Source organism: Pseudomonas sp. MLB6B (assembly GCF_054508135.1).
Genome location: NZ_CP199313.1, coordinates 2,231,551 through 2,245,741, shown reverse-complemented (window position 1 = coordinate 2,245,741; position 14,191 = coordinate 2,231,551). Strand labels below are relative to the sequence as shown.

General features: G+C 50.8%; 9 protein-coding genes. All 9 read left to right on the top strand.

The features are described 5' to 3' along the window. Positions 1–8: 8 nt before the first annotated feature. The 9 genes from tagD (at position 9) to rfbD (ending at position 13,739) form a co-directional block, all read left to right on the top strand. Complete coding sequence (gene tagD / locus ACSMEV_RS09875; protein WP_459208225.1) at positions 9–398, top strand: glycerol-3-phosphate cytidylyltransferase; 390 nt, start codon at positions 9–11, stop codon at positions 396–398. After that, positions 395–4,576, top strand: a complete 4,182-nt coding sequence (locus ACSMEV_RS09870; RefSeq protein WP_459208224.1) for a CDP-glycerol glycerophosphotransferase family protein — start codon at positions 395–397, stop codon at positions 4,574–4,576. The genes tagD and ACSMEV_RS09870 overlap by 4 nt, the downstream gene beginning before the upstream one ends. 562 nt (positions 4,577–5,138) lie before the next feature. After that, entirely contained in the window at positions 5,139–6,464 is a 1,326-nt protein-coding gene (locus ACSMEV_RS09865; RefSeq protein WP_459208223.1) for a glycosyltransferase family 2 protein, read from the top strand. 493 nt (positions 6,465–6,957) lie between these two features. Further along, positions 6,958–8,352: a glycosyltransferase family 2 protein gene (locus ACSMEV_RS09860; protein ID WP_459208222.1), complete on the top strand. Its 1,395-nt coding sequence runs from the start codon at positions 6,958–6,960 to the stop codon at positions 8,350–8,352. A gap of 358 nt (positions 8,353–8,710) precedes the next feature. Then, positions 8,711–9,751 carry a hypothetical protein gene (locus tag ACSMEV_RS09855; protein WP_459208221.1) on the top strand — a complete coding sequence of 347 codons (1,041 nt, stop codon included), beginning with the start codon at positions 8,711–8,713 and terminating at the stop codon, positions 9,749–9,751. A gap of 257 nt (positions 9,752–10,008) precedes the next feature. Further along, positions 10,009–10,890: a glucose-1-phosphate thymidylyltransferase RfbA gene (rfbA, locus tag ACSMEV_RS09850; RefSeq protein ID WP_459208220.1), complete on the top strand. Its 882-nt coding sequence runs from the start codon at positions 10,009–10,011 to the stop codon at positions 10,888–10,890. Continuing rightward, on the top strand, positions 10,890–11,438 hold the full coding sequence (gene rfbC, locus ACSMEV_RS09845; RefSeq protein WP_459208219.1) for a dTDP-4-dehydrorhamnose 3,5-epimerase: 549 nt from the start codon (positions 10,890–10,892) through the stop codon (positions 11,436–11,438). Before rfbA ends, rfbC begins: the two co-directional genes overlap by 1 nt. A gap of 322 nt (positions 11,439–11,760) precedes the next feature. Further along, on the top strand, positions 11,761–12,837 hold the full coding sequence (rfbB, locus tag ACSMEV_RS09840) for a dTDP-glucose 4,6-dehydratase (RefSeq protein ID WP_459208218.1): 1,077 nt from the start codon (positions 11,761–11,763) through the stop codon (positions 12,835–12,837). After that, positions 12,834–13,739: a dTDP-4-dehydrorhamnose reductase gene (gene rfbD, locus ACSMEV_RS09835; RefSeq protein WP_459208217.1), complete on the top strand. Its 906-nt coding sequence runs from the start codon at positions 12,834–12,836 to the stop codon at positions 13,737–13,739. The genes rfbB and rfbD overlap by 4 nt, the downstream gene beginning before the upstream one ends. Positions 13,740–14,191: the final 452 nt, after the last annotated feature.

Here is a 14,191-nt window from a genome sequence, read left to right as displayed (position 1 = left end):
AGTATGAATTGAAAACGGTTATCACGTACGGGACATTCGACATCTTGCACCGCGGCCACATCAACCTCCTCAAGCGCGCACGCGAACTAGGAGATCGACTGATCGTTGGCCTGTCGTCAGACGAATTCAACGCTGGCAAGCACAAGTCTTCTCTACTCAATTATGAAAATCGGAAAATTGTCCTCGAGTCGATTCGCTACGTCGACTTCGTATTCCCAGAAGAGAACTGGGAACAGAAGGTTTCCGATATCAGTAAATATGACGCGCAAATATTTGTCATGGGTAATGACTGGGAAGGCAAATTCGACATGCTCAAAGCGCACTGCGAAGTCATTTACCTGGACCGTACCCCAGCCATTTCCACGACCGAAATCAAAACCAGTCTGTCACTCGTATGAATAACCTGAACGCTGAACGCAAACGTATCCTGCGCGAAATAACTGTCCTGACTGCCTCGGGCCTGTTCGACAACGACTTCTACAATGAGTCGTACCCGGACGTGAAGGCAAGCGGTATTCCGCCAATTGATCACTACGTTTTATATGGTGCTCAAGAAGGTCGTCTTCCTCGAAAGGATTTCGATCCTGTCTCGTACAACAAGCAATACCCTGAATCGATTGGAAAGAACGCTTTTGTGCATTTTGTAGAGCTCAAACAGGACCGCGACTTGGCGAGCTCGACCATGACGCAGTCCGTCCGTGCTGCGGGCATAAATCCCGAGCAGATGTCAGCCGTGAAGAGGATCTCGGATTCGTCTTTATTCGATCGGGATTTTTATGTCAAAACCTACCCTGACGTCGCGGGCAGCAACGTAGACCCCCTCGATCATTTTGTGACGTATGGCGCTTCTGAATTCAGAAACCCGTCTGCAGCTTTCGATACGGGTTGGTATTGGCTGACACACCAGCAAAACGACCTACGCGAACTGAACCCACTGATCCATTATTTAGAGTTCGGTATCGCCAACAATCTGTCGATCAAGCCTGGCGGCAAGCTTGAACTTTCCCAACTGGATCAGGCGTGCAAAGTATTCCTGGGTAGCTCGCCCGACCTTACGACGTCTTTGGCTGTGGCCGCTTATTTGGAGCGCATTGGCCGCGTCGTGAACGCCGAGTTGATCTACAGCCATATTTGCGCCACGTCCAAAGCTTCAGAACATCTCGAAACGCTTGCGCGCGTTTACACGACTCAGAAAAAATGGTGGCAAGCGGCGGATACCTTGCAGACGGCCTGCGAATTGTCGCCACAACGCCAGGACTTGTGGGTCCGATATGCCGAAGTATGCGAGAAGCTTAACCGCTATGCAGAGGCAGCCGCGTGCTATGAGAAGGCGCTTGCGATCGAAGCCAATAATTCCAACTGGCTTTATCGATTGGGCCACTTGTATGAGCGGCTGCAAGAAAATGATTTAGCAGAAACCTGTTATAAAAAGAGTATCCAGCTAAGCAAAGACGCAACGGTCAATCGCTTTGGGGTCGGAGCGCTCCACCAAGCACGCGGCCTCTGGAAGGAAGCAGCACAACGCTATAGCCAACAACTCGAGGAAACGCCTACCGATGCGGAGCTCTACTACAGACTGGGCATGGCTTATGACCGTTGCTTCGACTGGGAGGCTGCGATCACCCACTACAAATTGGCGATCGGTCTCGACTCCACGCACAATTACTGGTATTACCGGCTCGGATTCGTCTTAGAACGCGCTGAGCGATTCTCAGACGCGGCAGAGGCATACGGCACTGCCGCGACGCGCAGCAACAAACTCGAAGCCTACTGGTTCTATCGTCAAGGCTATACCCTGAAGCTTGCCGGGCAACACAAAGCGGCCTGTTTAGCGTTCTTGAAGTCAACCAAAGAAAGGCTTACTTATGCTGAGCCTGAGATTTTGGAAGAAACGAGCGAGAAGACAGCCGAGGACCAGGAAAGCCAGAAGACCTCTATCGAACTGCTGGATCGGCTATACGCACTCAGTGCGATTTCCGAGAAAATGTCATTCAACGCACAACTCTATGTCGAGCTTGCCCAGGAACTTCACAAGCAGGGCCATTGGCAAGGGGCGGCAGAGGCTTTCAAGGCGTTGATCGCACGCAGCAATGTTCATAACCAAAGGTGGCATTACTTGCTCGGCCACTCATTGATGTGTGCAGAGGAATTCGAGCAAGCCAGCGAGGCGTTTGAACAAAGCAGAATTATTAAACGGGCTTACGGCTTCGATTATTCCAAGTACGAAAAGAACAACGGCCTGAGAAATGCCATCGAATACAATGAGCTGATCGAAACACTCCCCATCGAAGAGAACGTGATTTTCTACGAGAGCTTCCACGGCGCCTCTGTAAGTTGCAATCCTTACGCCATATATAAAGCACTGTCATCGAATGACAAGTACAAGCACCTAACTCATGTTTGGGCGCTTACCGACATCAGCACTGCACCTGCGGAAATGAAAAAATCCAAAACGGTGATCTTGGCTGAACGGAACAGCTACTTATACCGCCGATATATCGCAACCGCAAAATATCTAATAAACAACAATACATTCATGCCGTGGTTTGTACGGCGTCCAGAGCAAATCTATCTGAATACCTGGCACGGCACACCCATGAAGGGGCTAGGCAAGGATAATAAGAATTCGTTCATGGCGCACAAGAATGTCTCCAGAAACTTTTTGCATGCCACGCACCTCATCAGCCCTAATTCACATACCTCAGATGTCATGGTTCGATCGCATGATATCGCTGGAAGCTTTACAGGGATCATCGCAGAAACAGGTTACCCTCGAAACGACCGTGTAATATTTAAAGAGCCTAGCGCACAGTCCTTGCTTGCTAAAAAGCTAAAAATCGAAGATTCGCTACCTACTGTACTCTATGCGCCCACTTGGAGAGGAACCACTTCGGAGGCAACCGTTGACTTGGTACAGCTGGTGAATGACTTGGAGACGCTGGAGCGACTCCCGTGCAATGTACTGTTCCGTGGGCACCACATGTCTGAAGAACTGATAGCAGAGCAAGGCTTCAAGTCAGTGCCTTCAGATATCGAGACCTCGGAGCTCCTTTCAATCGTGGACATCTTGATTACTGACTACTCGAGCATCTGCTTCGACTTCATGCCTACTGGCAAACCGATCATCTACTATGCCTATGACCATGACGAATACTGCTCCACGAGGGGCATGTATCTGGATCTTGATTCAATTCCTGGCTCGATGGTTACTACACGTGAAAGCCTGGTGAGAAAGATTGAAGAACTTGTCAGCACGCCGCAAGAACCACTCGTAATCACAGATGAAAACTCAAAGTATTTTGACGCCTCTAATGGGCATGCGACAGAGCGCGCCATAAACCTTATTTTTGAAAATGATAAGACCTATGCGCTCGACCGATTCAAAGATCCAAGAAAATCCATCCTGATTTATGCCGGCGCTCTACCCCCAAACGGCATCACTCAATCTTGTCTCAGCCTCATCAACGCGATTGATGACGAAAAATACAGCATCACGCTCGTCATCGACCCAGACACCATTGAAGCGGATCCTTATCGCCTCAACAAACTCGCTTCGGTCAGTAAGAAAGTTCAGATCATAAGCCGAGTAGGCATGGTGAATTATTCGCCTGAGGAAAAGCTGGTTGCGGACACGTTTAACACACAAGACACCCTTCACTCAGAGGAAATGTGGGAAGTCTATCGCAAACTCATGCGAAAAGAGTTCAAAAGGGTCTTTGGCTGTGCGCAGTTCGATGTCACGATTCAGTTCGAAGGGTACGGGAAATTCTGGACTGGATTGCTCGGCTACGGTCCTGAGAATTCCAAAAAAGTCGTATACCTTCATAACAACATGATGGAAGAATACCTTACTAAATATGAATTTCTGTCTGGGATATTCAAACTCTACCCCTGCTATGACAAGCTCATTTCCGTTTCTGAAAGCGTCAATCATCAGAACATCATAAACCTGATGCCACAGACAAACGTCTCAGAAGAGAAGTTTGTATATTGTGACAACTTTATCAATATCGAAGAAATCGTTACAAAATCAGTCAGCCCTGTGGATGCTGATATTTTGGCTTGGGTAGGAGAGTCTCAGTCGTTCGGAACCGTTGGCAGGCTATCACCCGAGAAAGGGCATCATAAGCTGATCACTGCATTTTCTCAGGTTTACAATGAAACCAAGGCAGACATCAAACTCGTCATTGTCGGGGACGGTTCGCAATGGTCTAATCTTCAACAGCACATCACCGAACTAGACCTCGAAGATCGGGTTCTGTTGGCAGGTATCAGACAAAATCCTTACCCACTCATAAAGTCTTTGGATCTATTTGTTTTTTCCTCAGACCATGAAGGTCAAGGCTTGGCGATTATTGAGGCATTGGTGTTAGGCAAACCCGTAATCTCCACAGACATTCCAGGGCCGCATAGCATCTTAATTCCAGGGTATGGGTTACTGGTTGAAAACAGCGTAGCGGGACTTGCCGATGCTATGAAGCAGCACCTGAAAACTCCTTTGACGTTCAAGGCATTCAGCGCTGAACAATACAACAGTAATGTTGCAGAGATGTTTAAAAGGGCTGTAGCCATCTAGCAATGACTTTGCCTTCATAGTAATCGACTTCGCTCAAATGACGAGTCATGTATGCCCAAACACTCTGGGGCGGCTCACGCCGCTCCAGAACTACCATTCTGCAATTTGACTATATTTTAATCATTCATACCCATATGCAGGTTTTCGAAAATTCTCGCACAGCTGCAGGCTTCGTAGGAGATTTGAGATTCGACAGTTCAGATACGACTATTGATAAAGCACTATCTCGGGGCCCGTGGCATAGCCCAGATGCGAAGGGGGCCTACAGAGATTGGCGGCAATACAACGCCTGGCTTGGCCGGCAACCCTCAGTTGAGTATCCCTGAAGATGAGTAAAAAACGCTGGTCCCGCCGCCTATTTTCGAAATCGTGGGGCATGAGGACTCCCGACGCATAGGTAGATCAATTTGGAAAAAATTTCCAGCAGGCTTATGGCCATCTAGCGCTTTGCATGTATGCCTGGCGAAGGTATAGTCGTTGCGACTATACAAACCCCAAGGTGAGCCTAGTGAGGAATGGAAGCTGGTCTGTGGTGTCGACCATCCGAGCACCAGAATATCAAGTGAATGAATTTTTGGAGCACTATGTAGGCCTTGGTGCCGATAAAGTTTACGTATTTTTCGATGACCCGGAGTATGCGTCTTACGACATCGAACGCTTTGCAGGCAAGGTGATCTCGTTTGTTTGCAATGACGCTTATTGGGAGAGCGTCTATAAAGCGCCGCCTATGTCTCACCGAGTGGGTCGTCCAGATGCGGTTGAGATTAGGCAGGGCGTCAATGCACTTTTCGCCAGGGAGATCATGCATTCCGAATGGATTCTTCACGTAGATGTCGACGAATTCATCTATGCAAAGAAGAACGTTGAGGAAGTGCTCTCCACATATCCTACCACTGTGTTTTCTGTACTCTTGAGAACGCTTGAGGCTGTCTATAATGAGGTAAAGTCTCCTGGGGAAGAGACCAAAACCACATACTTCAAGAAAGCGGTCAAGCAAAAGGATCTTTTGAAGGAGCTCTACAGCGATGAGCTCCTAAAATGTGCAACCAATGGTTTATGGGGCACGATAATCGGCAAATCCTTCTTCAGGAAACATCCCGAAGTCAAATTCATGTCAGTTCACTGGCCAATGCCGGTAGACTCTGCCCTAACATCTAACGTTCCCACCTACTACATCGACCTGCTTCATTTCGAAGGCCAAAGCTATGAACTTTTTAAAGAAAAGTTCAAACTTCGGGTTTTCAAGAATGTCGCGAAGCACATGCCAAACACCTACAAGGTTCGTCTCGACATTATAAAGCGTGAGTATGAGACCAAAGGTGAGCAGGGAATGCTTGAAGTCTACAAAGACTTTTACGTCATGGCGCCCGAAAAACTCCAGAAAGCCATAAAACTGGGCGTTGTCGTAAACCTAGACTGGAAGCTAGGGGCAGTTTCCGACCAACGACTTTTGTTGAACAACCCAATTTATGACTCAGGTGCTCGCATCAGCAACTGGGGTGGCACCATAATCGGATCGGCGCATCGATCGTTTGTGGTATATGACACTGCAGAGCAGGTCATTAAAGCAGCTACCGCTGTTAATTTGCTCACCAAAAAGAACTTGCTACCTGTGGAAATTGAAGTGTACGGCAACAAAGCCAGGATGTTTGTGAAGGGAGAACACAATCTGTTGAGGATTGAAGTCATCGATTCCAAGCTTTCAATCTCTAAATCAGGCTCAGCCGAGTGCTATTTCGACATACAAGACAAAGGGCACTATTCGGTCCTCAGCCTTGATGGAAAATACATGTCAATCGCCCCAGGACTTGACGTTTCTGTAGATAAGGACAAGGCCTCCAGTTGGGAGAAAATCTATATCCACGAGATTCGCCCTCAACTAACCTGACACCTTAGGAGCCCGCTAAAAAAAGCGGGCTTTTTTACAAGGATTTCGATGACGTGGTTTTAAGTTAATTCAATTTAAAGTTGACGAGCAGAGGATTGCAACGATAGATTGATGCGCAATACACTCACTGCTTTTTAGAATCCGCATTTGTGATTCACAAAGGTGATAACATTCGACACGTTATTCGGAATTTTTAAAACGTTTCATGCCAACCTGGCCAACAAGGGCGCGAGCATGACTCCTTTAGTGCCGACCGCCGACTGGCGATGAGCTGTTAAATTACAGGTTTGTTATCGGTAATTGAATATGGCATTCGCTAGAAAAAATCGCTGACTGTGAAAACTGAGCCGGTGAGCCTCCCAATCAAGCGTCTCGATCTCGTTCTGGGTCAGCGTGGGGAAAGACAGGAGCGTCCATTGTCATCCTAAGCTTTGCAGCTTCTCCTGACGCAGGTATAGTCGAAGCGAATTATACGTATCGCAAGGTGATTCGCGTGAGTAAGGGAAGCTGGTCTGTAGCATCTACAATTAGAGCACCCCGCCATCAAGTCGATGCCTTTATTAGCCACTATCTAAAATTGGGTGCTGATAAAGTCTACGTTTTTTTTGATGACGCTAACTTTTCAGATTACGACAAAGATTCATTCGGCTCTAGGGTAGAGGCGACCATCTGCGACGAAGAGTACTGGACCAGTGTGCCCGATCTTCCGCCAGTACCTCCGATCAAAAGTCGCCCTGACACAGTTGAGATTCGTCAACATGCCAACATGTTGGCTGCTCGCATACGAATGAGTTCAGAATGGCTATTGCATGTCGACGTGGATGAACTGGTTTACGCAAGAAAAGAAGTTTCTTCCGTATTATCCGCCTTTCCAGAAAATGTTTTTTCTGTAGTATTAAGAACCCTGGAAGCCGTATACGATAGAGTTGCCGATCTAGAGGAAGATTTTAAAACTTATTACTTCAGACGCTTCACCAGAAATGATTCAATCTTGTCGAAATTCTTCGAAGAAGAAGTCAAATCGGTTTCTTGGGGGGGGTACTGGGGCGTAACCACTGGCAAGACATTTGTCAGAAAGTCCCCTGAAATCAAGCGTATGTCTGTTCATAGACCCGTTCCGCTTTCGGCACGCTTATTCGAAAACGTGGAAACGGACTTGCTCGACATGCTCCACTTCGAAGGGCAGTCGTACCCCTCTTTTAAAGAAAAAAGCCTTTTGAGGATTCAGAAGGATGTGGCAAAGCTAATGAATGCTAGGTTTAAAAGACGCTTGGCGATCATCAAAAAACATTTTGATGAAAAAGGCGAAGATGGGCTTTTGGAGGCCTACAAGAAGTTTTATGTCATGTCCGGCAAAACGCTAGACGAGGCCATATCTTTGGGGTTTGTCACCCGTATAGATTGGGACAATTACGGTTCTTCATCAGACGCTCTGAACCTGGTGAGCAATCCTGTTCACCACCGGGGGCAAAAAATTTCGTCTTGGCAGGGAAGGATAATCAAGACGGCCCATAGTCGTTACCTCTCATGCGATGACTCATTAATCGTTGCGGCCTCCGACCCCGCACAGCTCACTAAACCTGAGTCTAACATTATGCCTGTCGAAATCTTCGAAGTTGACGGCATGGCAAGATTACTGTGTAGAAACATAGATGGCAATCTGTATGCGACTGTTCAAGCGGACAAGTCAATCCTCTTGCAACCAGATATCGCTAACTCTTCGAGCTTTGAAGTAATCACGTCGGATAATGATGGAATCTCTCTAAGATTTGAGGGCAAATATGTTTGCGCCGCCAAAGATGGACTGATTATCGTCAATCGCGACTCGGCTTCAGACTGGGAGACATTTCGCATTAAAGAAGTTTACCCCCAGGTTAGCTGGTTTTAATAAGCAATAAAGCGATACGTGCCAAGCATTGACTAAAAACGCAAGCCTAGCGTTGGACCAGGGCTTGGCACCGATCTTTCTCAGCGTGCGTCACCCTTCAACGCCCTTCATATTCAGGTCGATGTCAACCTCTCCAGCCTCCTGAACTAGGCAAATTCCTGCTTTAGGATACCTTATGTTTTAAACTGCCCCTGCTAAACGTACTGGCAAGTAAACTGAAGGCAGTTGAAAGTGGCGAACAAGCTCAATGAACAATTTATAATAATTACAACACTAAACTAAATTGCACTTTCTATTTGGCCGCTTGTCAATACATTAACGCACACACCACCTTTTAAATTCACCTCAAGGTAAGCAGATGAAAAAAGCAAGCGTTGTCGTCTGTGTCGCTTCACTGTTAAGCATTATGTCTGCATCTGCTACCGGATCAGATGATGTACAAAATCTTGCAGTTTCCAAAGTCGTCAAAACATTCAAAACGTCCGTAACCAACAGCCTGGAAGGGAAGTTGAGCATTAGCAAAATCATCAATGCTCAATCCGAATCTTATAAAAGTGTCAACGCGTTGATTGGCGCTCGCTACACCTACCCGCAAGGTTTCCAGATCGATGAGCCGCGCGATCTACTCTATTTAATTAGGTACTCCAACGGCCATCCTTCCCGGGGAGTTATCGAAAAATATCAATGGAGCACCGGCTCTTTAATTTCTACTTACATCATAGATGAGCCACAGGCATCGATCTCGGAATCCATCATAGTCGACCACACTGAAGAGGGAGACATTGCTTATATTCGCTCCAACAACCAACTTGCACGCTATCAGCTCATTGAGCCCAATGGTGACTTTGGCTCTACAAAAAAACTCGCCATCTTATACGACAATGTCGCACAAAGCTTTTACCGTAAAAATGATCGCTGGTATTTAGAGAAATACAAAACCACACCTGACTCAATCGGCCAAAGTCGAGGTGAATATTTTGTTCTCGATGAAAACTTTGAGCACATAGAAGATATTAGTTTCCCAGCACGTTATGCCGGCTACAGAGAATCAGAAAAATTCAACATCCCTAAACATCAAGGATTTGCCGTTTTGAATGACGGTTACGTTATGTCCATGGGCGGCTACTGGTCGAACAAGACAGACACTACACCTTATCATTACTACGGCATCAATGTATTCAATAGCGACGGCAGCATCAGAAGCTCAAACTACGTTTCCCCTGCTACCTTGTTCTCTGAGCTTTCTAAGCTGGGAGTCCATGCCTACAAAAATGAAAACGAAGGTATCCAGGTCATGCGTGACGGCAGTATAGTAGTTTTACAAGTGGTTCAAACGAAGGAAAATCCCGAAGGGCAACTGCTGTTCATAACTTTTTCACTGGCATCACAGGCTCGATAGAAACCCTAACATAATCCGAGCCTTCATTGATCGACTTCTAGCTTTTGCCTGTTCATCTGGTCAAAAGCTAGAACGTATCCACATCCGAAACTCTGCACGCTTTCTGTCGCAACGCACTCAACCTTTTCAAATTTAATTCATTGTAACTAGCGTAGTCACAATTACTTTTGCGTGCTAGCATTTCCTTTTTTTTCGTGCTGGTGGGGCGTTAGTTTTCTTTCAGCATTTTGGTTTCTCCTATCGCACTAAGGGCTCCCATGACTCGCAAAGGCATCATACTCGCGGGTGGCTCCGGCACCCGCCTCCACCCCGCCACCCTCTCCGTCTCCAAACAGCTGCTGCCTGTCTACGACAAACCAATGATCTACTACCCGCTCAGCACCCTGCTGCTGGCCGGCATCCGCGACATCCTGATCATCTCCACCCCCCAAGACACCCCTCGCTTCCAGCAACTCCTGGGCGACGGCAGCCACTGGGGCCTGAACCTCGCCTACGCCGTACAGCCCAGCCCAGACGGCCTGGCCCAGGCGTTCACCATCGGTGCCGACTTCATCGGTAACGATCCATCGGCGCTGGTACTGGGCGACAACATCTTCTACGGTCACGACTTCCAATCCTTGCTACGCAATGCCAACGCCCGCGACCAAGGCGCTTCGGTGTTCGCCTATCACGTGCAAGACCCTGAACGGTACGGGGTCGCCGATTTCGACCAGCACGGCCGCGTACTGTCGCTGGAGGAAAAGCCCGCCGCGCCGAAGTCCAACTATGCGGTCACCGGCCTGTACTTCTACGACAACCAAGTCGTCGACCTGGCCCGTAGCCTGCGCCCCTCTGCCCGGGGCGAGCTGGAAATCACCGACTTGAACATGCTCTACCTGCAACAGCAAAAGCTGCACGTCGAGATCATGGGTCGTGGCTATGCCTGGCTCGACACGGGCACGCACGACAGCCTTCTGGAGGCCGGCCAATACATCGCCACTCTCGAACGCCGTCAGGGCCTCAAGGTCGCCTGCCCGGAAGAGATCTGCTACCGCGCGGGTTGGATCGATGCCGAGCAGCTCGAGCGCCTGGCCCAGCCTCTGGTCAAAAATGGCTATGGCCAGTACCTGCAAAGCATTTTGAAAGAGAGGGTGTTCTGATGCAGGCCGTTCGCTTGGCAATCCCCGAAGTCGTGTTGCTCACGCCGAAAGTGTTTGGCGACGACCGCGGCTTTTTCTACGAAAGCTTCAACGCACGCGCTTTCGAAGCCGCCACTGGTGTGAACCCGGACTTCGTGCAGGACAACCACTCGCGCTCTTCCAAGCACGTGCTGCGTGGCCTGCATTACCAACTGCCGCCCCATGCCCAAGGCAAGCTAGTGCGCGTGGTGCAGGGTGAGGTCTTCGATGTTGCGGTGGATATTCGTCGTTCTTCACCTACCTTCGGGCAATGGGTAGGCGCCCACCTTTCGGCGCAGAACCATAATCAACTGTGGATCCCACCCGGCTTCGCCCACGGTTTCATCACTTTGAGCGACACCGCTGAATTCCTTTACAAGACCACCGACTTCTATTCCACGCATAGCGAACGCTGCATTGCCTGGAACGATCCGCAGATTGGGATCGAATGGCCTGCCGACTGCACGCCGCTATTGTCGGGCAAGGACCAGCAAGGCCTACCCCTCGCTCAAGCTGATCTGTTCGAATGAGCCGACAGTTCGAGCCGCCGCCGGCGGCGGCTCGAACTTGCGCCTGCGACACGTGTGACCTCTCGCTGCTCGGATCCGGTCACTCCGGCGAAACCAGAGGTGTTTTCCGCTCTACCATGGCCAGCCTCAAGAAAGCTTGCAGCAACCTGAATGCCCAGACCGCTGACGACTGCAAACCCCTGTGGAACTGACCGCCAGCACCGCTGCCGAAGAGGCGCGTCAATCGGATAGAATTCCGTATAGCCTCTTTACGAACACGCCATACGCGCATGGAGCATGCTGAGTCCCCGCTCCCTGTCAGAACCTCAAGGTAGAAACTCTTGTGAAGATCTTAGTAACAGGTGGTGCCGGCTTCATCGGCTCGGCAGTCGTGCGACACATCATTTCCAACACAGCGGACTCGGTGGTCAACGTCGACAAGCTGACGTACGCCGGCAATCTGGAGTCGCTGCAATCGGTCGACCAGAGCGACCGTTACGCCTTCGAGCGCGTCGACATCTGCGACCGCGAAGCGCTCGACCGCGTGTTCCGCGACCACCAGCCTGACGCCGTCATGCACCTGGCCGCCGAATCCCACGTCGACCGTTCGATCAGCGGCCCGTCGGAGTTCATCCAGACCAACATCATCGGCACCTACGCGCTGCTGGAGGCGGCACGCGGCTACTGGAACGCATTGGACGAACAGCGCAAGGCGGCCTTCCGCTTCCATCACATCTCCACCGATGAAGTGTACGGCGACCTGGAAGGCCCGGAAGATCTGTTCACCGAGACCACGCCTTACCAGCCAAGCTCGCCCTACTCCGCCAGCAAGGCCAGCTCGGACCACTTGGTCCGCGCCTGGGCGCGCACCTATGGTTTGCCTACGTTGGTGACCAACTGTTCGAACAACTATGGTCCCTGCCACTTCCCCGAGAAGCTGATCCCGCTGGTCATTCTCAATGCGCTGGAAGGCAAACCCTTGCCCATCTACGGCAAAGGCGACCAGATCCGCGACTGGCTGTATGTCGAAGACCATGCCCGCGCGCTCTATAAAGTGGTCACCGAAGGCGACGTCGGTGAGACCTACAACATCGGCGGTCACAACGAGAAGCAGAACATCGAAGTGGTGCGCACCGTATGCTCGCTGCTCGACGAGCTGCAGCCCGACTCCAAATTCCGCCCTCACGCCGACCTGCTGACCTATGTGCAGGACCGCCCAGGCCACGATCTGCGCTATGCGATCGATGCCAGCAAGATCCAGCGCGAGCTCGGCTGGACCCCGGAAGAAACCTTCGAGTCCGGCATTCGCAAGACCGTGCAGTGGTACCTGGACAACCCTGAGTGGGTGGCCCATGTGAAAAGCGGCAGCTACCAGCAGTGGATCGACAGCAACTATGCCAAGCGTACGGACCAGGCATGAGAATCCTGCTGCTGGGTAAAAATGGCCAGGTAGGGTGGGAACTGCAACGTGCGCTGAGCGTGCTGGGTGAAGTAGTGGCGCTCGATCGCCACCGAGCTACCACGCCCTATGGTGATCTGGCAGGCGACCTGACAGACCTCGACGGCCTGCGGGCGGCCATTCGTGCGGTGTCGCCACAGGTCATCGTCAATGCGGCGGCCTACACAGCCGTCGACAAAGCCGAAAGCGAACGGGAGATGGCCCATACCGTCAACGCGCTGGCCAGCCAGTCGATGGCCGAGGAAGCCAAGCGCCTGGACGCGTGGTTGGTGCACTACTCCACCGACTACGTCTTCGACGGTACCGGCTCTACCCCGTGGAAGGAGAGCGACGACGTTGCGCCGGTCAATTACTACGGTGCGACCAAGCTCGAAGGCGAGCGGCTGATCCAGGCGTCGGGCTGCAAGCATCTGATTTTCCGCACCAGTTGGGTGTATGCCGCGAGGGGCAACAACTTCGCCAAGACCATGTTGCGCCTGGCCAAGGATCGTACCACCCTCAACGTCATTGCCGACCAGGTGGGCGTGCCGACAGGCGCAGATCTGCTCGCAGACGTGGCCGTGGCTACACTTCGACAGGCTTGGCACAAGCCGGAACTGAGTGGCATCTATCACCTCGTGCCTTCAGGTGAAACGACTTGGCACGAATACGCCAGCTACGTCATCCAGTTCGCTCGGGCGCATGGCGAAACGCTTGCGGTCGAAGCGGTAAACCCGATCACCACCAGCGAATACCCTACGCCGGCCAGCCGCCCGTTGAACTCACGCTTGAACACCACCAAGCTTAGCCAGGCATTCGCACTGCACTTGCCTGATTGGCAGGGGGGCGTTACCCGCATGCTCATGGAAGCCCTGGACAAATAACGCCAGCTCTTCGTGATATTCGTCCGGCCGGGAGCTCGGTGATGGGACTACTCCTAGCCAAGGTGTCCTTTTATTTGTCACGCTTGTCGGTATAAGGCAGCCATGATTTGGCACCTATCACATAGGCGTTTGCCTACGAACTCCGAGCGCTCTACTCAATGGAGCGTAGCCTTCTCATCTTACTTCTAGCGGTTTGACCTGCCATCACCACGCCCCTGTGAAATCTCATGCTGCCCTTGACAACGCCGGTCAAGGCGCACCCGACCACGTGCTCGCGATACTCACATCACAAGTCACCCTGCTCATGCATCACGAGATCATCGAATCCACACCTTTCTTGCGTTTCCCATTGCACTGAAACCCGCCCTCGTGCACCCGAACAACGAGAAGAAGCGCAGATCTCCCTCAACAGATCCGAATATTGAACTTATTTTCCTAAAGCAGGTCTAGCC